Raw genomic sequence first — 18,880 nt, 5'->3', positions numbered from 1 at the left:
AACCTCTAACCCGAGCGCAAGGCGATGGTGATGCCCGCAAGCGCGATCAACCCGATGCCGAAGATCTGCGTCACGTCCAGCGATTGACCGAAGGCAACCCAGGCAAAGAGCGGTCCGAAGATCATTACCGAGTACTCAAAAACCGACACATAAGAAGGCTCGGCCAGTTGATAGGCCTTGGTCAGCATATAGACCGCAATCACCGATCCCGCGGCTTGAAGCAGCACAAACGGGATCGCCGGGGTCATCGGCCAGACCCAACCGCGCGCCGCAAACCCGTCCGGGCCGGGCGCTGCCTCAAGCGGGAACAGGGACAAACCCAGAAGGGCAATACCCCCGATCAGACCAAGCGCGCCAATCGATGCCCCGAGCAGGACAACCGTACTTTCCCCCGCACACAGGCTGCGGGTGGCGATCGCGCTCAGCGCATAGAAGAAACCACCACAGAGCGGGATGAGAATGCGATAATCAAAGGCATTCGGATCGGGCTGCAAAACCAGCAGAATACCGGAAAACCCGATCATCACCGCACCGATCCGCCAGGGTCCCACCGGATTGCGCAGGACGAAGGCGGTGATCAGCAGGACGAAGATCGGAGAACTGAACAGGCCAGCCAATGCCTGCGCGATAGGCATAAAGGCCAGCGCGGTAAAATAGCACATCATTGCGGTCGCAAGCAAAAGGGACCGCAGCAGAACCGCCCAGTATCGTACCGGCCGCAACCCGCCCAGCCCAAGCAATGACAGGCCGGCAATCAGCGGCAGCGCCACCAGCGTACGCGTCACATGGAACTGCCAGAGCCCGATAAACTCTGCCAGAACGACGATGTAATTGTCGATCACTCCGATGATGGACATCGCCGCGATCATCAACATGGCCGCGCTCAGCAACGATCCTTGCGATGTTGGTTGCATGTTCCGTCCCGCGCCCCACCCGTTCCGGTCCATGCTGCGGCGCAAGCCCCGGCCATTGCAATCCCGAATTCACGCCTCTTCGCGGTCGCAAGGCGTTTGCGGCGCAGGCAGCCCGCATGTTAGGCTGCGTCAAAAGACTAACGAGCAGTTTCAGCGCATATGACCGCCCTCACGCAATATGACCGGATCGAGGCCACCGGGCTCTGGCGCCCGAACCCCGATGAACAGCGCCGCGAGGTTGTTGTCTCGATCGGTGACGCAACGCTGACCATCTCGGACTTCAACGATCAGGCGATCACCCATTGGTCGCTGGCCGCGCTGGAGCGTCAGAACCCCGGTGCCTTCCCGGCCATTTTCCACCCTGACGGCGACCCTGAGGAAACGCTGGAACTGGCCGACTCCGAAACCACGATGATCGAGGCGATCGCACGGCTGCAAAGCGCCATCGCGCGGGCGCGCCCGCATCCCGGACGACTGCGCTGGCTCAGCGTCACCGGTGTCATCACGGCGGTTGCCGCGCTGCTGGTATTCTGGCTGCCCGGCGCGCTGCAGCGGCATGTGACCTCCGTGGTGCCCGAGATCAAGCGCGCCGAGATCGGGCGCGCGGTGCTGGCCCGAATCGAACGCGTCGCCGGGCGCGCCTGCGCGGCCAATGAGGCGAGAGCCGCGCTCGACGTGCTGGCGCGCCGCACCGGTGTCGACCGGCTGGTTGTCCTGCCGGGGGGCATTGCCGATACGCTGCATTTGCCCGGCGGGATCGTCGCCGTGAACAAGACCCTGATCGAGGATCACGAGGACCCCGCCGTTGCCGCCGGCTACATTCTGGTAGAGCGCGCGCGGGCGCAGGCATTGGACCCTCTGGCGGAACTGCTGGAGACCGCAGGTCCTGTTGCCGCGTTTCGCCTTCTGACCACCGGCGATCTGACCCGCGAGAGCCTCGATCACTATGCCGAACAGGTGCTGTCCGCGCCGCGTGCCGATTTGCCCGATGATGTCATGCTGGCGGTCTTTGGTCAGGCCGCCGTGCCCTCGACGCCCTATGCCTATGCCCGCGACATTACCGGCGAGACCGTTCTGGGCCTGATCGAGGCCGACCCCATGGCCGGACGCACGCTTGAACCGGTGCTGCCGGACAGCGCTTGGGTGCGATTGCAGAATATCTGCGGCACCTGATCCGTTATTTTATCAGACGCGCCTTGCGGAACCCGGCCTTGCGCGCCTTGGCGAGCGCAGATTTCGCCGCCGCCTCGCTGTCAAACGGACCGGCCAGCACCAGCGTCCGGTCGCCGCCGCGCGTCACACCGTAGCGCGTCGGCAGACCTGTCGCCTGCACCTGGCCTGTGGTTGCGGTCGCGCCTGCCTTGGTTGCATGCGAGGAGATCCGCAGGTAGAACGCAGGTTTTAGCGCCCCCGCAGCCGGGTCCGACCGGGTCGAGACGCGCAACACGCCCTTTTCATCCGGCGTCGCGGCCAGCAGGTTGTCGGTGTCGGGCAGATCATAGACAGGCCGATCGGTCGGCAGTTCCACCAGCTTGCGCGGCACGGTGCGTTGCCAGATCCGGTCGGTCTGTGCGTCGCCCGCTGGTGTGCGCAGCCCGCGCCGCGGATTGAGACGGTCATCCTGACGCGCAACATAGCGGTATCCGCGTGGCACCTTGTAGGTCTGGCGAGTCACCGCCACCGCCCGGGCGATGGTAATCTCCGCCCGATTGGTGTTCAGCCGATCGTCATCCCAGACCCGGCGATAGCCACGCGGCACGTATTGGCCGGTCGTGTTGCGCCGGTTGTCATAGACATGCCGGGGCACGATCCGTGTCCCCGGCTTCAGCGTGATCGTTTGCGCCGCCGAGCTCTGAGGCTGGTTCGAGGTCTGCGCCAAGGCGTTCCCGCCGCCGATCAGGGCTGCGGCAAGTGCGGATAGGAGTGTTCCCGTTAGCTTCATGACGACCTCGCAAGATTTTGAAAATCATGGCCTATCGGACGCAGCGAGTAAAGGATGCAACCGTTAAACTACTTTGTACCGAACATCCGGTCACCGGCATCGCCCAGCCCCGGCATGATGTAGCCTTTGGAGTTCAACTCGCGGTCCAGCGAGGCGGTGACGATGGGCACATCCGAGTGCGCTTCTTTCATCCGGGCAACGCCTTCGGGGGCAGCCAGCAGGCACAGGAACCGGATATCGGTGGCGCCTGCCTGTTTCAGCAGGTCAACCGCCGCGGCCGAACTGTTACCGGTGGCCAGCATCGGATCGACCGCAATCACCATCCGGTCCTTCAACCCCTCGGGCACCTTGAAGTAATACTGCACCGGCTGCAGTGTCTCCTCGTCCCGGTAAAGCCCGACAAAACCCACCCGCGCCGACGGGATCAGCTCCAGCACTCCGTCCAGCATCCCGTTGCCTGCCCGCAGGATCGACACCAGCGCCAGTTTCTTGCCGGCCAGGATCGGCGCGTCCATCTCCTCCATCGGAGTCTCGATATGGCGCGTGGTCATCGGCAATCCGCGGGTGACCTCATAGGCCAGCAACTCGGTGATCTCACGCAACAGCTGCCGGAACGTGGCGGTCGAGGTGCCCTTGTCCCGCATCAGGGTCAGCTTGTGCTGGACCAGCGGGTGGTCAACGACGGTCAGATGTTCGCTCATGATGTCTCCAGTCTTTGTGCAACGCGCGCGCGCGTGTCCTCATCGCAGAAGGCGGCGTGTAATGCGGTCTTGTTGATCTCGGCGAAATCGGGTTCTTCCCAGCCGAAGGCCGCATTCAGCATCTCATATTCGCGCGCCATGGTGGTATGGAAAAACGGCGGATCATCGGTGGAAACCGTGACCTTCACCCCCGCCTCGCGCAGGCGCTGGATCGGGTGCGCCGCAATATCGGGGTAGAGCCCCAGAACCACGTTCGAGCCCGGACACACCTCCAGCACGATGCCGCGATCGGCCAGTTCATGGACCAGATCGGCATCTTCGATGGCGCGCACGCCATGACCCAGCCGTTCCACCCCCAGATCGCGCACCGCGTCGCGCACGCTGTCCGGCCCGCCGAACTCACCCGCATGGGTGGTCAGGCGCAGCCCGGCCTCGCGGGCGCAATCAAAGCTCCAGGCGAAATCGCCCTGTTTGCCCATCCCTTCATTGCCGCCCATGCCAAAACCGACGATCCGGTCCCCGGCAGTTTCGGCGGCGCAATGGGCCGACAAGCGGGCCAGATCCGGACCGCGATGGCGGATGCAGGTCACCACCGAGCGCATGGTGATGCCGAACTTGCGTTCGGCCTCGTCGCCGGCCTCGTGGATCGCATGCACATACTCTTGCCAGGCCTTCAGATCACCGCCGCCACAGAAATCCGGGCTGACAAAGGTTTCGGTATAGACCACGCCGTTCGCGGCGCTTTCTTCGAGAATGGCAAGCGTGAGGCGGCGAAAATCCTCGGGCGTCTGCAAGACTTCGCAGGCGGCGTCATAGACCAACAGGAAATGCGCGAAATCGCGGAACTCATAGGTGCTGTCGGCACGGAAGATACGGCTCAGGTCGATCTTTTTCTCATGCGCCAACTGGCGGATGAAGGCAGGCGGCGCAGCGCCTTCGTGATGCAGGTGCAATTCAACCTTTGGCAATGCGGCAACGCTCACGAGCACACTCCTTGTCTTTACCATCGCGCCCTACCGCGCATGGTCTCCGCGTAATCGGCGCTACCTATCATCTGATTGCGCCCATGCAAGCGCTTCAGGCCCGGATAACCTCGTGAATCAGCTTTGGCACCGCAACCGGATCAGGTGACAGGCGGATCGCCGCCCGCACCGCCTGTTCGGCGTGCCGCGCCGCATCTTCGCGCGCCGCATGGATCACGGCCAATGGCGCGCCACGCTCGACCCGTCCCCCCAGCCGGACGACCGAAGACAGCCCGACCGAGGGGTCGACAACATCGCTTTCCACCTGCCGCCCACCGCCCAGCGCCACCACCGCAAGACCCAGCGCCTCGCCATCAATCGCACGGACATAGCCCGCATCAGGCGCGGTCACCTCCTGGATCACATGCGCCTCGGGCAGGAACCGTGCCCAGTTCTCGACAAATTGCACCGGGCCGCCCACGGCGGCCAGCATACGCCCGAAACGCTCCGCTGCGCGACCATCCGCAATGATGGCCGACAACCGGTCCGCGCCCTGTTGCGCGTTATCCGCAATTCCGGCATCGGACAGCACCACGCCGCCCAGTTCAGCCGACAGGCGCGACAGCGGTGTCTCGGCCCCGCTGGTCATCGCCTGCATGACCTCATCCACCTCAAGCGCATTGCCCAGCGCGCGCGCCAGCGGCTGGTTCATGTCCGAGATCACCGCCGATGTACGGCACCCGGCGGCGTTGGCCGTCTCGGTCAGCGCAACAGCCAGCGATCGCGCCGCCTCATGCGTTTTCATGAAAGCGCCAGAGCCCAGTTTCACGTCCAGCACCAGCGCGTCCGGACTGGCCGCCAGTTTCTTCGACAGGATCGAGGCGGTGATCAGATCGAGGCTTTCCACCGTCGCCGTCACATCCCGGATCGCATAAAGCCGCTTGTCAGCAGGCGCGATCTGCGCCGTGGCACCGACAATCGCGGCACCGGTGTCGCGCACGATCTGCGCCAGCCGCTCCTGCCCTACCTGGGTGGTGACGCCGGGGATCGCCTCCATCTTGTCCAGCGTGCCGCCGGTATGGCCCAGCCCGCGTCCCGAGATCATCGGCACATAAGCCCCGCATTCGGCCAGCGCCGGGGCCAGAACCAGCGAGACGCAATCACCCACACCGCCGGTTGAATGCTTGTCGATCACCGGTCCGGGCAAGTCCCAGCGCAGCACATCGCCGCTGTCACGCTTGGCCACGGTCAACGCCGCGCGCCCCTCCGGCCCGAGACCGCCCATGCAGACGGCCATGGCAAAGGCCCCGGCCTGCGCGTCGCTGACGCTGCCATCGGCCAGACCTTGCGCGAACCAGGCCAGCTCGGCCGCATCGGGCACCTCGCGGCGGCGCAGCTTTGCGATGATCGCCCGTGCATCCATGCGCTCAGACATCTTTCATATGCTCCGCGCCGAACGCGCCGGGCAACAGGTCACCGATGGTCATCACCTGCTCGAGGCCAGCGGTGGTCGCCATGGTCACCACCACATCGCGCGCGCCAAATTCCGACAGTTTCTGGCGGCACCCGCCACAGGGCGGCACCGGCGCGGGGCTGCCCGCGACCACATAAACCTCGGTCAACTGCGTCTCACCCGCCGCCACCATCGCCGCAATTGCGCCCGCTTCGGCGCAGGTGCCTTCGGGATAGGCGATGTTTTCCACATTGCACCCGGCATAGATCACGCCCGAGGCCGACCGGATCGCCGCGCCCACCTTGAAGTTCGAATAAGGCGCATGGGCGTTTTTGCGGACCGCAAGGGCACTGTCTTTCAAACTCATGGCGATTCCCCGGCTTTTGATCATCTGGTCAGGATTGAATACCGCAAAGAAACCCAATCCGCGAGACATCCTCTAGCCAAGTTCGGTCTTGAACACCCCCGGTAGCGCCACCTCCAGCATTTCCACATCCGCACTCGGCTCGCTCAACTGTGTCTGCATCTCCGGCGGGATGACAAAAGCGTCGCCCTTTTCCAGCCGGTACGGGTCGCGCCCCACAGCTTTTGCAAGAAGCCGCCCGCGCCAGCTGTTGACGAAGCCCGCCATTTCCCTCACGTAAAGGATAGTTTAAAGCTAAACTAAATTCAGCCGGGAGCTTTGGAATGTCGGACACACAGAAACTTCGCGAAACCGCGCTGGATTATCATGAATTTCCAAAACCCGGCAAACTCGAGATCCGCCCGACCAAACCCATGGCCAATGGCCGCGACCTGTCGCTGGCCTATTCTCCGGGGGTCGCCGAAGCCTGCCTCGAGATCAAGAGCAACGCCGAGGATGCCGCGAAATACACGGCACGCGGCAATCTGGTGGCGGTGGTGTCGAATGGCACGGCGGTGCTGGGGCTGGGCAACATCGGCGCGCTGGCCTCGAAACCGGTGATGGAGGGCAAGGCCGTCCTGTTCAAGAAATTCGCCAATATCGACTGTTTCGACATCGAAGTGAACGAATCCGACCCCGAGAAACTGGCAGATATCGTCTGCGCGCTGGAACCCACCTTCGGCGCGATCAACCTCGAAGACATCAAGGCGCCGGATTGTTTCGTTGTCGAGCAGCTTTGCCGCGAGCGGATGGGCATTCCGGTTTTTCACGACGACCAGCACGGCACCGCCATCGTGGTGGGGGCGGCGGCCAAGAACGCGCTGCATGTGGCGGGCAAGAATTTTGAAGACATCAAGATCGTCTCAACAGGCGGCGGCGCAGCGGGCATCGCCTGCCTGAACATGCTGCTGAAAATGGGCGTGAAGCGGGAAAATGTCTGGCTCTGCGACATTCACGGGCTGGTCTATGAGGGCCGGACCGAAGACATGAACCCGCATAAGGCCGCCTATGCGCAGGACAGCGATCTGCGCACGCTGAACGAGGTGATCGACGGCGCCGATCTGTTTCTGGGCCTTTCCGGTCCCAACGTGTTGAAGCCCGAGATGGTTGCCAGGATGGCCGATCGCCCGATTATCTTCGCGCTGGCCAACCCGACGCCGGAAATCCTGCCACAGGCCGCGCGCGAAGTCGCGCCCGACGCCATCATCGCCACCGGGCGCAGCGATTTTCCCAATCAGGTCAACAACGTGCTGTGTTTCCCGTTCATCTTCCGGGGCGCGCTGGATGTGGGTGCGACCGAGATCAACGATCAGATGCAACTGGCCTGCATCGACGGCATCGCCGAACTGGCCCGCGCCACCACCAGCGCCGAAGCCGCCGCCGCCTATCGCGGTGAGCAGCTGACATTTGGGCCGGATTACCTGATCCCGAAACCCTTCGATCCTCGGCTGGTCGGCGTCGTCTCCTCCTCGGTTGCACAGGCGGCGATGGAAAGCGGGGTCGCGAAACGGCCTATCGAGGATCTTGAGGCTTATAAGCAGACACTGAACCAGTCGGTGTTCAGATCCGCCCTGCTGATGCGCCCGATCTTCGATTCCGCCCGGATCGCCTCGCGCCGGATCGTGTTCGCCGAGGGCGAGGATGAGCGGGTGCTGCGCGCCGCCCAGGCCATTCTTGAGGAAACCACTGAAACCCCGATCCTGATCGGCCGCCCCGACGTGATCGAAGCCCGCTGCGAACGGCTTGGCCTCGACATCCGCCCGAGCCGGGATTTCCAGATCGTGAACCCGGAAAACGACCCGCGCTACTACGATTACTGGAATTCCTATCACGAACTGATGATGCGGCGCGGCGTGTCGCCTGACATCGCCAAGGCGGTGATGCGCACCAACACCACCGCCATCGGCGCAATCATGGTGCAGCGCGGCGAGGCGGATTCGCTGATCTGCGGCACATTTGGCGAGTATCGCTGGCATCTGAACTATGTGAACCAGGTGCTGGGGCGCGGCGGTCTCTATGCCCATGGCGCACTGTCGCTGATGATCCTCGAGGAAGGCCCGCTGTTCATCGCCGACACCCATGTCTATCAACTGCCCAATCCCGAACAACTGGCCGAGATCGCCATCGGCGCCGCCCGTCATGTCAAACGGTTCGGGATCGAGCCGCAGATCGCGCTGTGCTCGCAATCGCAATTCGGCAACCAGCCCAAAGGGTCGGGCAAGCGTCTGCGCGAGGCTTTGGACATCCTCGATTCCGAACGCCGCGATTTTGTCTACGAGGGCGAAATGAACGTCGATACGGCGCTGGACCCTGTGCTGCGGAAACGGATCTTTCCCCATAGCCGGTTGGACGGCGCGGCCAATATCCTCATCTTCGCCCATGCCGATGCCGCCAGCGGTGTGCGCAACATCCTCAAGGCACGTGCCGGCGGGCTTGAGGTCGGGCCGATCCTGATGGGCATGGGCAACCGCGCCCATATCGTCTCGCCCTCGATCACCGCGCGCGGGCTGCTGAACATGTCCGCAATTGCAGGAACGCCGGTTGCGCATTACGGTTAACCCGTCTGAGTTCAGTGGGAGGTGCGTTCAGATGAAGGGACATTGCCATTGCGGCGACGTGCGCTGGGAAAGTGATGGGGCCGTCGCCTGGAGTTGTTACTGCCATTGCGCGGATTGTCGGCGCAACTGCGCGGCCCCGGTCACAGCCTTCTTCGGTGTTCCACATGACAGCGTGCGCTGGTCCGGTGGCGAGCCGCGAACCTATCACTCGTCGGAGCGGGTCGAGAGGCTGTTCTGCGGCACCTGCGGAACGCCGATGGCCTATCGCAATGACGCGGACCAAGAGACCGTGCATCTCTATGTCGCGACGCTGGAAAACCCCGAGGATATCGCGCCCCAGATCCACGTGTTCCACAGCGAGCACATCCCGTGGCTGCAGATCGGAGACCACCTGCCGAAATACGCAAGCATCCCAAGCTGACGCGAGCGAATCAGGAAAGGCGCACTTTGCAACGCGCAAGTGTCGGGTTTGCAAAGCGCTCGTGAAAGCAAACAAAACCTGCGAAAACACTTGGGGTTTGCAGAGTTTAGCAAGTCATTTCAGGGTAGAATTGCAAATTTTCGCGATAATGTGACGCAACGGAACTTATTGGTCTTGCCCCGCACGGCACGCCCTTTCTAACACCGGTGCCAGACGAATGGAGGAGACAGGGACTTGGCCTATCAGGACGTGTATGACAGCTGGAAAGATGACCCCGAAACGTTCTGGCTGGAGGCGGCGACGGGGATCGACTGGGTCGAGGCGCCGACACGAGCGCTTTTTGACGACAATGCGCCGCTCTATGAATGGTTCTGTGATGCCAAGGTGAACACCTGCTGGAACGCGGTGGACCGGCATGTCGAGGCCGGGCGCGGTGAGCAGATCGCCATCATCCATGACAGCCCGATCACCCATAGCAAGCGGCAGATCTCTTATATTGAGCTGCGCAACCGGGTGGCCTCGCTTGCGGGGGCGCTGCGGGCGAAGGGCATCAAAAAAGGCGACCGGGTGATCATCTACATGCCGATGATCCCCGAAGCGCTGGAAGCGATGCTGGCCTGCGCGCGACTGGGCGCGGTGCATTCGGTGGTCTTCGGCGGTTTTGCCAGCAACGAACTGGCGGTGCGGATCGACGACGCCAAACCAAAGGCGATCATCGCCGCCTCCTGCGGGTTGGAACCGGGCCGCGCGGTCCACTACAAGCCGCTGCTGGACGGGGCGATTGATCTGGCCGAGCACAAGCCCGAGTTCTGCGTCATCTTCCAGCGCGAACAGGAAGTCGCGCAACTGATCGAGGGCCGCGACCATAACTGGCACGGGTTCCAATACGGCGTCGAACCGGCCGAATGCGTGCCGGTGAACGGCAATGATCCGGCCTATATCCTCTATACTTCCGGCACCACCGGCGCGCCCAAGGGTGTGGTACGCCCCACCGCCGGTCACTTGGTGGCGCTGAACTGGACCATGAAGAACATCTACAACGTCGATCCCGGCGATGTGTTCTGGGCCGCCTCGGATGTGGGCTGGGTCGTGGGCCATTCCTATATCTGTTACGCGCCGCTGATCCACGGCAACACCACCATCGTGTTCGAGGGCAAGCCGGTCGGAACGCCCGATGCGGGCACCTTCTGGCGGGTGATTTCCGAACATAACGTCAAAAGCTTCTTCACCGCTCCCACCGCCATCCGCGCCGTCAAGCGCGAAGACCCCAATGGCGATCTGATGGCCGGGTATGACCTGTCCTGCCTCAAGGCGCTTTTTCTGGCGGGCGAACGTGCCGACCCCGATACGATCGAATGGGCGGAACGGGCGCTCAACGTGCCGGTGATCGACCATTGGTGGCAGACCGAAACCGGCTGGACCATCGCCGGAAACCCGCTGGGGATCGAGGAACTGCCGATCAAACTGGGGTCACCGGCCAAGCCGATGCCGGGCTATGACGTGCATATCCTCGACGAGGGCGGTCACCCGGTGAAACCCGGCGAGCTTGGCGCCATCGCGATCAAGCTGCCCCTGCCCCCGGGCACCCTGCCGGGGCTATGGAATGCCGAAGACCGATTCCGCACATCCTATCTGACCCAGTTCCCCGGCTATTACGAGACCGGCGATGCGGGCATGATGGATGAGGATGGCTATCTGTATATCATGGCGCGCACCGATGACGTGATCAACGTCGCAGGCCACCGCCTGTCCACCGGCGGGATGGAGGAGGTTCTGGCCGCTCATCCGGATGTGGCCGAATGCGCGGTGATCGGCGTTTCGGACCAGCTCAAGGGCCAGATGCCGGTGGGGTTCCTGTGCCTCAACTCCGGCGCCGCGCGCGATTCTGCCGAGGTCACCGGTGAGGTCGTCAAGATGGTGCGCGACAAGATCGGCCCTGTTGCGGCCTTCAAGCTGGCGGTGGTGGTAGACCGGTTGCCCAAAACCCGTTCGGGCAAAATTCTGCGCGGCACCATGGTGTCGATCGCGGATGGCAAGGACTACAAGATGCCCGCAACGATCGACGACCCCGCCATTCTGGGCGAGATCGAAACCGCATTGCGAAGCATCGGCTACGCGCAATAAGCAACCGGGGCGCCATCGGGCGCCCCGCTTTTTCTTCAGGCAAATCCGATCCCGTCGGGCTTCAACCCCGCAAGGCGGATGACAGACGCAAGGCTCCAGGACGGATCGTCGATCTTGTCGCCCTCTTCCAGCAGCGGATCGTCATCCGGGCTCCAGCACGGTGCGACATTGATCCAGGAACACGGGTCGCCCTTGAGCAGACCGGCAAAGACCGCCGCGACGATGATCGAACCTACCGCACCCAGCGAATTGCCACCAACATCCTGCCCTTCGCGCAGAATGTAATACCACAGCGAATCCGGCTCGCCCTCGCAGAGCGCAATCGGGTCGACGCAGAATTTCCGCGCCACATCACTGCCCGAGGGCAGCCCCATCTGCATACCGCGCTTGAGGTTGCGGAAAGCAAGAATGTTCAGGTTGTCACCCACCGGCCCCTCATGCAGGAAGGACAGCGCATTGCTCATTTTGGCGTCGATCTTGCGCGCCATCTGCGGGAATGGAGGCCGCGAGGTCGTCATCGGCAGGAACCAGTCCCACTGGATCGAATTGCGCGCCAGCATCGGCCGGAACCCTTTCAGATCGTCCGGATCAGCTACGCCGGAATTGTCGAAGATCGGGGCAAATGCGCCAAAGCCGCGCACCGGGAAGTTGGTCTGATAGGCATTGCGCACCATCGAATGGCCAAAACGATACGCCGCAACCGAAAACTCGACCGGCATGTAGGGCTGATGTTTCCAGCTATAGATATCGTCCAGCCCGCAGACCCAGTGTTTGCGACCCCCGCAGGCCTCTTCCAGGCTGAGGGCGCAACAATGGGTGCCGGGCAACAGGATACGCCGCAGGAAGTCATGCCAAACAATATGCTGGTAGAGCCAGCGCAGCGTGGTGCGCGCCGCCTCGAAGGCGTCCGACGTGCTGATCCCCGGGGTGACAGCGCGGGCGCGATCGACCAGCCTGTTATGGGCCAGCAGGAAGGCCAGTTGCAACTGGCTGACCATCGAGTTCTCGTCATTGCGCATGTCCCCGATCACGGCGGTGCCGTTCAGGCGCGGCAGATCCGGCAGCGAGGCATCGTTGGACACCGCACCGATGGCCAGCTTGGCCTTGTCGGACGGATCGTAGAGATAGGGCTGATCCGCCGGACCGCGCCCATAGACATTGTCCAGATCCAGCCGCGGCGTGCGGAAATTCAGCAGCCCGTTGGGATCGGTACGGCGCATCGACAGGGCCGTGGGATCAAAGGTGATGTCATGATCGACGAACTGACCAAAATAGGTGTAGCCCGCCGGAATGTCCGAACCGAACTGATCCTCCAGATCGTCGATGGTCCCGGGATCGGTCAGCTCTCCGGGCGTCTTGCCCGGCACCTCGACCATCAGATCGTTCGCCACCTGTTTCAACGCGGCGTCATCCATGCCCGGCCAGGCCGGAAGATCGGGGCAGATGCGGCCAAACGGGCCGTGGTAAAATTTTGAACGGGGGGCAAGAATGTCGAAATGTCTTGAGCCATGGGCCATGATCAAATCCTCTTTAAAGTAAGCTAATTATTAAAATGTGTACTTTTATGCGCATTAATTCGCCCATTGAGTGTGCAAATAACCACTTGCAACCACAACATGCCGATTCAGGTCGCTTGTAATTCGGCGGGTTTCCGCCCAACAAACCGGCGCGCGCACCCACACCGGAATCGCTTGAACTTGCGCCCTGCCCGGCTAGGCTGCGGCGCGGGAGGACGGGCATGAACAGCACAGAAATCTGGCAACTGTCTGCAAGCGAAACGGTCGAAAAGACCCGTTCGGGTGATCTGAGCGCCGAGGCCACGGTCGACGCCGCGCTGGACCGGATGGAGAGTGTGAACCCGGCGCTGAACGCCGTGGTCAACAGTTGTGCGGACGACGCGCGCGCACATGCGCGCGTGCTGGACAAGGCACGCGCCGCCGGCGACCCCTGCGGACCCCTGCATGGGGTGCCGGTGACCGTCAAGATCAACGTGGATCAGAAAGGCTATGCGACCTCGAACGGCATCCCCGCGCTCAAGGATCTGATCGCACCGGATGACGCGCCCGTTGTGCGCAACCTGCAACGGGCGGGCGCGGTGATCATCGGGCGCACCAATACACCCGAATTTTCGTTCCGCGCCGATACCGACAACCCGTTGTTCGGGCGCACCCATAACCCCTGGGGCGACCATGTCTCGGCAGGCGGCTCCTCGGGGGGTGCGGGGGCTGCGGTGATGGCGGGGATCGGCGCATTGGCCCATGGCAATGATATCGGTGGCTCGCTGCGCTTTCCGGCCGCCGCCAACGGCGCGGTGACGGTCAAGCCGGGGATCGGCCGGGTGCCCGCCTGGAACCCCAGCCAAAGCGCTGAACGTGGCATGCTGGCGCAATCCATGTCGGTGCAGGGGGTGTTCGCCCGCACGGCGCAGGACCTGCATCTGTCGATGCCCTCGCTGATCGCCGCCGACCCGCGCGACCCGTTCCATGTGCCGATGCCCTGGCGGCTCGACCCGCTTGAGAAGCCGCTCCGCGTGGCTTTCACCCGCGAGACCTATGGCTATGATCTGCACCCCGAGGTCGACGCCGCGCTGCTGAGCGCGCGCGACGCGCTGACAGATGCCGGATACCAGGTCGAAGAGGTCGAGACCCCGGATGTCTTCGCCTCGGGCCGCGCGGGCTATCGCGCGCTGATGGGCGAAGTCTATTCGATGATGAAGGCGGATGTGGACCATATTGGCTCGCAACAAATCCGCGACATCTTCGCCACCTATTTTCAGGAGTTTCCGCCCTATCTCGGCCAGGGCCTGCTTGAGATGATGGCCAAGCGCAGCTTCTTCACCCGCGAATGGACGATGTTCCAGCAACGCTATCCGCTGGCCCTGACCCCGTTCCTGCCGCAGCCGTTCTTTCGCCCCGACCGCGACACCGAAGGCGCCGAGGGCGTGCATGAGGTTCTGGGCAGCGCGGTCTGGTCCTATTCGATGAATTTCATGGGGCTTCCGGCGGCCAGCGTGCCGGCGCGTCTGGCGCGTCTTCCTGCCGGAGATCAGCCGATCAACGTCCAGATCGTTGCCCCGCGCTGGCGCGAGGATCTGGCGGTAGATGCCGCGCTGTCCATAGAAAAGCGGGTCGGGCGCATGTGCTGCCATCTCTGGCAACGCATGGCCCGACCCGGTCTTAGCCCCCAACTTTAATATCAAAGCCCCCCAGCTCTAATACGTGCCGTATGGCGTCCCCCCGGACTCGCCAATGGTATTTACGGCTTTGTGGCGGGCCCCGGATGAAACCACTCAAACTTCATCCGGGACCACTTCACTTCTAACCGCCGACTTCTGTCGAACACAGGTGCTACCCCCCGGCTTTCCCTGCGCCCACTCATGCAAAACACTGCATACTCGTTAGCGAACGCGTCCCCGAATTGCCACTCACTCAATTTGTCGGGACCATGTCGTCGGCAAGATCAAAACTAGCTGATTCTTGCCGACCCGGCTGTGACCTGCTTCACAGAGCTTCCAAATAGTTGAAAATTTTCAGAGCCGGGACCGTTTCAGGTGAACTGTTCCGAGATCAGCCGCTCTTCCAGCCCGTGTCCGGGATCGAACAGAATCCGGTGCGAGACCGAAGGGTCGGAGCGGATCTCGACCCAGTCGATATCAGTGATCGAAATCGAGTCCGCATCCGCCATGACCGGGCGCTTTTCCGGGTCCTGCACGTCAAACCGGACCATCGCGGTCTTGGGCAGCAGCGCCCCGCGCCAGCGCCGTGGCCGGAACGCGGCAATTGCCGTCAGGGCCAGCACATCCGCACCAATGGGCAGGATCGGCCCATGCGCCGAGTAATTATAGGCGGTCGATCCGGCGGGTGTCGCCACCAGCGCGCCGTCGCAAACCAGTTCCGCCAGCCGCACCCGGCCATCGATGGTGATCTTCAACCGTGCCGCCTGCGGCCCGGCCCGAAGCAGCGACACCTCGTTGATCGCCAGCGCTTCATGGGTGCTGCCGAACTGATCCATCGCCCGCATCGACAGCGGGTTGATGATCTCTTCCTCGGCTTCGGCCAACCGCTCCAGCAGATCGCTTTCGCCATATTCATTCATCAGAAAGCCGATGGTGCCGCGGTTCATGCCATACACCGGCGTGTTCAGATGCTGCGTGCTGTGCAGCGTGCGCAACATGAACCCATCACCGCCCAGCGCCACGACAAACTCGGCCTCCTGCGGTGCCACATCGCCATAGCGGCCAATCAAGGCGGCGCGCGCGGTTTGCGCCACGGGCGCCTCGCTCGCCAGAAAGGCGATTCTCTTGGTCATGTCACTGGGTTTCCGGTGCTGCGCATATGGTTCCGAAACAAACATACCTTTCCGCATTAGGCCAGACTTGACGCCCCCAAGGGTCGATTAGTCGCTTTACGGCCTTTCTCGCACAGGCGGTTTCCGATAGGAAATCCGCCAGATCACACCCCAACCAGTCGGAGCGACCATGAACGCCAGCCTACGTGACACCGGTTTTTTCACCCAATCCTTGTCCGACCGCGATCCCGAGGTTTTCGGCTCGATCACATCCGAGCTGGGCCGCCAGCGCGATGAGATCGAACTGATCGCCTCCGAGAATATTGTCAGCGCCGCCGTGATGGAGGCGCAGGGCTCGGTGATGACCAACAAATACGCCGAGGGTTACCCGGGGCGTCGCTATTATGGTGGCTGCCAGTTCGTCGATATCGCCGAGAACCTGGCCATCGACCGCGCCAAACAGCTGTTCGGCTGTGACTTCGCCAACGTGCAGCCCAATTCGGGCAGCCAGGCCAACCAGGGCGTGTTCCAGGCTCTGATCCAGCCCGGCGACACCATTTTGGGCATGAGCCTGGATGCGGGCGGTCACCTGACCCATGGTGCGCGCCCGAACCAATCGGGCAAGTGGTTCAACGCGGTGCAATATGGCGTGCGCCAGCAGGACAACATGCTGGACTACGATCAGGTCGAGGCGCTGGCCAAGGAACATTCCCCCAAGCTGATCATCGCCGGTGGTTCGGCCATCCCGCGCCAGATCGACTTTGCCCGCATGCGTCAGATCGCCGATATGGTCGGCGCCTATCTGCACGTGGACATGGCGCATTTCGCCGGTCTGGTTGCGGCCGGTGAGCATCCCTCGCCGTTCCCGCATGCGCATGTGGCGACGACCACAACCCACAAGACCCTGCGCGGCCCACGTGGCGGCATGATCCTGACCAATGACGAGGCGATCGCCAAGAAAGTGAATTCGGCAATCTTTCCGGGCATTCAGGGCGGCCCGCTGATGCATGTGATCGCCGGCAAGGCGGTGGCCTTCGGCGAGGCGCTGCGCCCCGAATTCAAGGACTATATCAAGCAGGTCGTGACCAATGCGCAGGCGCTCAGCGATCAACTGATCAAGGGCGGGCTGGATACGGTGACCCATGGCACCGACACCCATGTAGTGCTGGTTGACCTGCGGCCCAAGGGCGTCAAGGGCAATGCCACCGAAAAGGCCCTGGGCCGGGCACATATCACCTGCAACAAGAACGGTGTGCCGTTCGATCCGGAAAAACCGACCATCACCAGCGGCATCCGTCTGGGTTCACCCGCCGGTACCACCCGCGGTTTCGGCGAGCCTGAATTCCGCCAGATCGCCGACTGGATCATCGAAGTGGTCGACGGGCTGGCCGCCAATGGTGAAGACGGCAACAGCGCGGTCGAGGAAAAGGTCAAGGGTGAGGTCGCCCAGCTCTGCGCCCGCTTCCCGCTCTACCCGAACCTCTGATCCGGACCGGGCTTGAGACACCAAAAGGCGGCGCGCCCTGCGTCGCCTTTTTTCCTGACCGACCGCCAGAATCTTCGCGCTCAGACAAACCCGCGCCACAGCAGCAGCAATAGCAGCAGCACCGCAAACAACAGCAGGTTGAACACCAGCCCACCCAGCATGCCCAGCAGCCAGCCCTTGCGGCGCTCGGTCAGGCTGATCGCATCTAGATGGGTCCTCACTTTTTCCGCCGCCCCGGCCAATGCCGGGCTATCAAGCGTCAGGCGCAGTTTCGGATGCGTGGCGCGGTCCTCGACCAGTGCCAGCAGCAAGGCCTGTTTGTAGATCCGCCGCGGCAAGCGGTGCCGTGCCTTGCCCAGGGCCGCCGCCAGGGTTTTGCCGCGCACACCGAGCTTGGCACGCAGCAACGCGATCGTCTGGGCAATCTGCTGTTCAACACTGTTCTGATCGGCCATCTCACCCTCGCTCCGACGCGCAAACTACACCGGGGCGTGCGTGGCGACAATGGGGGCTGGCGGCGGCGATCCGCCATGGCTATCAAAGAGCCATGTTGAACATGATCCTGCATGGCACCCCCACCGACCGGACCCCTGTGTTGATTGCTCATGGCCTGTACGGGTCGGCGCGAAACTGGGGCGTGATCGCCAAACGGCTGTCGGATACGCGGCAGGTGGTCGCGGTGGATATGCGAAACCACGGCGACAGCCCATGGCATGACACACATGGGTATCCGGATCTGGCCGATGACCTGGCCGAGGTGATCACGTATTTCGGCGCCCCCTTCGACGTTCTGGGCCATTCCATGGGCGGCAAGGCCGCGATGATGCTGGCGCTGAGCCATCCCGATCTGGTCCGTCGGCTGGTCATCGCCGATATTGCACCGGTGGCCTACAGCCATTCGCAACTGCCCTTCGTCGAGAAGATGCGCGCGGTTGATCTGGGCATAGTCACCCGCAAATCCGAGGCCTCCGCGCAGTTGGGTGAGCTGGGCGTGGAACCGGCGCTGCAGAGCTTTTTTACCCAGTCCCTCGACGTTGCGGGCAAGCGCTGGCGCTACAATCTTGACGCGCTGGAGGCCGAGATGCCCAGAATCATGGGCTTTCCCGAGACCACCGCCCGGTGGGACGGCCCGACGCTGTTCCTGACGGGCGCGGCATCGGATTATGTGCTGCCCGAGCACCGGGCACAGATTCGCGCCCTGTTTCCGCAAGCGCGATTCGCCAAGATCCCCGGTGCGGGCCATTGGCTGCACGCCGACAAGCCGCGCGAATTCGAGGCCAATCTGCGCGCCTATCTTGACGCCTGATCAGCCGCTCGTAGCGGTGTAAATCCGCTTGGCAATCAGCCAGGTCGCAGGGATCGCCAGCACGAAACCAACCGCTGCAGCGCCGAGGATGGCGGACAGGCTGACCGCACCCATGGATAGCACGATGATAACCCCAGTGCCTGCCAAGGCGCTTGAGACGAGGGTGAACAGGGCAAAGGCCAGTCGCAGCATGGCTAAACTCTCCGAATAGATGGTTTCGGCAGACTTTATCCCACGGCAGATTGCGCCACTTTGATCCGGATCAGATCACAGCATGGCCCTGGCCAAAAAAAGCAGACGCAGACCGGTGGCAAAACCGAACT

Annotated in this window: 17 protein-coding genes and 1 pseudogene; 7 read left to right on the top strand and 11 right to left on the bottom strand. The window is 62.8% G+C overall.

The window, feature by feature from the left end; translation table 11 throughout:
- Positions 1-5 precede the first annotated feature (5 nt).
- Positions 6-914 (bottom strand): DMT family transporter, encoded by a 909-nt coding sequence (locus tag M3P21_RS11025; protein ID WP_249710025.1) that lies wholly within the window; start codon positions 912-914, stop codon positions 6-8.
- Positions 915-1,073: 159 nt separating this feature from the next.
- On the opposite strand from M3P21_RS11025, the gene M3P21_RS11020 reads away from it, so the two are divergent.
- Positions 1,074-2,087, top strand: a complete 1,014-nt coding sequence (locus M3P21_RS11020; protein ID WP_249710024.1) for a hypothetical protein — start codon at positions 1,074-1,076, stop codon at positions 2,085-2,087.
- A gap of 4 nt (positions 2,088-2,091) precedes the next feature.
- Here the strand turns inward: M3P21_RS11020 and M3P21_RS11015 are convergent, their stop codons facing one another.
- The 6 genes and pseudogenes from M3P21_RS11015 to M3P21_RS10990 all read right to left on the bottom strand — a co-directional run.
- Positions 2,092-2,856: an SPOR domain-containing protein gene (locus M3P21_RS11015; RefSeq protein ID WP_249710022.1), complete on the bottom strand. Its 765-nt coding sequence runs from the start codon at positions 2,854-2,856 to the stop codon at positions 2,092-2,094.
- A 68-nt stretch (positions 2,857-2,924) separates the two neighbouring features.
- A complete protein-coding gene (upp, locus tag M3P21_RS11010) occupies positions 2,925-3,557 on the bottom strand; it encodes a uracil phosphoribosyltransferase (RefSeq protein WP_249710021.1) in 633 nt (210 codons plus the stop codon).
- Positions 3,554-4,540 (bottom strand): adenosine deaminase, encoded by a 987-nt coding sequence (locus M3P21_RS11005; protein WP_249710020.1) that lies wholly within the window; start codon positions 4,538-4,540, stop codon positions 3,554-3,556. The genes upp and M3P21_RS11005 overlap by 4 nt, the downstream gene beginning before the upstream one ends.
- A 94-nt stretch (positions 4,541-4,634) precedes the next feature.
- Positions 4,635-5,942: a thymidine phosphorylase gene (locus tag M3P21_RS11000; protein WP_249710115.1), complete on the bottom strand. Its 1,308-nt coding sequence runs from the start codon at positions 5,940-5,942 to the stop codon at positions 4,635-4,637.
- A 4-nt stretch (positions 5,943-5,946) separates the two neighbouring features.
- A complete protein-coding gene (locus M3P21_RS10995; RefSeq protein ID WP_249710019.1) occupies positions 5,947-6,339 on the bottom strand; it encodes a cytidine deaminase in 393 nt (130 codons plus the stop codon).
- Positions 6,340-6,411: 72 nt separating this feature from the next.
- Positions 6,412-6,552 (bottom strand): annotated as a pseudogene (locus M3P21_RS10990) (cupin domain-containing protein); the annotation flags it as partial.
- 107 nt (positions 6,553-6,659) lie between these two features.
- Here M3P21_RS10990 and M3P21_RS10985 point away from each other — a divergent pair.
- From M3P21_RS10985 to prpE, 3 genes are all read left to right on the top strand, one after another.
- On the top strand, positions 6,660-8,933 hold the full coding sequence (locus tag M3P21_RS10985; RefSeq protein WP_249710018.1) for an NADP-dependent malic enzyme: 2,274 nt from the start codon (positions 6,660-6,662) through the stop codon (positions 8,931-8,933).
- 31 nt (positions 8,934-8,964) lie between these two features.
- The gene (locus tag M3P21_RS10980) at positions 8,965-9,354 is read left to right on the top strand and encodes a GFA family protein (protein ID WP_249710017.1); all 390 of its coding nucleotides are present in this window, start codon (positions 8,965-8,967) and stop codon (positions 9,352-9,354) included.
- A gap of 234 nt (positions 9,355-9,588) precedes the next feature.
- Positions 9,589-11,478, top strand: coding sequence for a propionate-CoA ligase PrpE (gene prpE, locus M3P21_RS10975; RefSeq protein WP_249710016.1), 1,890 nt, complete (start codon positions 9,589-9,591; stop codon positions 11,476-11,478).
- Positions 11,479-11,513: 35 nt separating this feature from the next.
- Here prpE and M3P21_RS10970 read toward each other — a convergent pair whose 3' ends face one another.
- Positions 11,514-12,995, bottom strand: a complete 1,482-nt coding sequence (locus M3P21_RS10970) for a peroxidase family protein (RefSeq protein ID WP_249710015.1) — start codon at positions 12,993-12,995, stop codon at positions 11,514-11,516.
- Positions 12,996-13,216: 221 nt separating this feature from the next.
- Between M3P21_RS10970 and M3P21_RS10965 the strand changes: the two genes are divergently transcribed.
- On the top strand, positions 13,217-14,671 hold the full coding sequence (locus M3P21_RS10965) for an amidase family protein (RefSeq protein WP_249710013.1): 1,455 nt from the start codon (positions 13,217-13,219) through the stop codon (positions 14,669-14,671).
- Positions 14,672-15,024: 353 nt separating this feature from the next.
- Here M3P21_RS10965 and M3P21_RS10960 read toward each other — a convergent pair whose 3' ends face one another.
- Positions 15,025-15,786, bottom strand: a complete 762-nt coding sequence (locus M3P21_RS10960; protein WP_249710012.1) for an NAD kinase — start codon at positions 15,784-15,786, stop codon at positions 15,025-15,027.
- Between the two features lie 169 nt (positions 15,787-15,955).
- Between M3P21_RS10960 and glyA the strand changes: the two genes are divergently transcribed.
- Positions 15,956-17,251 (top strand): serine hydroxymethyltransferase, encoded by a 1,296-nt coding sequence (gene glyA, locus M3P21_RS10955; RefSeq protein ID WP_249710011.1) that lies wholly within the window; start codon positions 15,956-15,958, stop codon positions 17,249-17,251.
- An 80-nt stretch (positions 17,252-17,331) separates the two neighbouring features.
- Here glyA and M3P21_RS10950 read toward each other — a convergent pair whose 3' ends face one another.
- Positions 17,332-17,706 (bottom strand): hypothetical protein, encoded by a 375-nt coding sequence (locus M3P21_RS10950; protein WP_249710010.1) that lies wholly within the window; start codon positions 17,704-17,706, stop codon positions 17,332-17,334.
- Positions 17,707-17,798: 92 nt separating this feature from the next.
- Between M3P21_RS10950 and M3P21_RS10945 the strand changes: the two genes are divergently transcribed.
- Entirely contained in the window at positions 17,799-18,557 is a 759-nt protein-coding gene (locus M3P21_RS10945) for an alpha/beta fold hydrolase (protein WP_249710009.1), read from the top strand.
- Here the strand turns inward: M3P21_RS10945 and M3P21_RS10940 are convergent, their stop codons facing one another.
- Complete coding sequence (locus tag M3P21_RS10940; protein ID WP_249710008.1) at positions 18,558-18,749, bottom strand: hypothetical protein; 192 nt, start codon at positions 18,747-18,749, stop codon at positions 18,558-18,560.
- Positions 18,750-18,880 lie beyond the last annotated feature (131 nt).

The sequence above is a fragment of the Ruegeria spongiae genome (assembly GCF_023502395.1).
Classification (GTDB): domain Bacteria; phylum Pseudomonadota; class Alphaproteobacteria; order Rhodobacterales; family Rhodobacteraceae; genus Ruegeria_C; species Ruegeria_C spongiae.
This window is presented reverse-complemented; position numbering and strand designations above follow the sequence as displayed.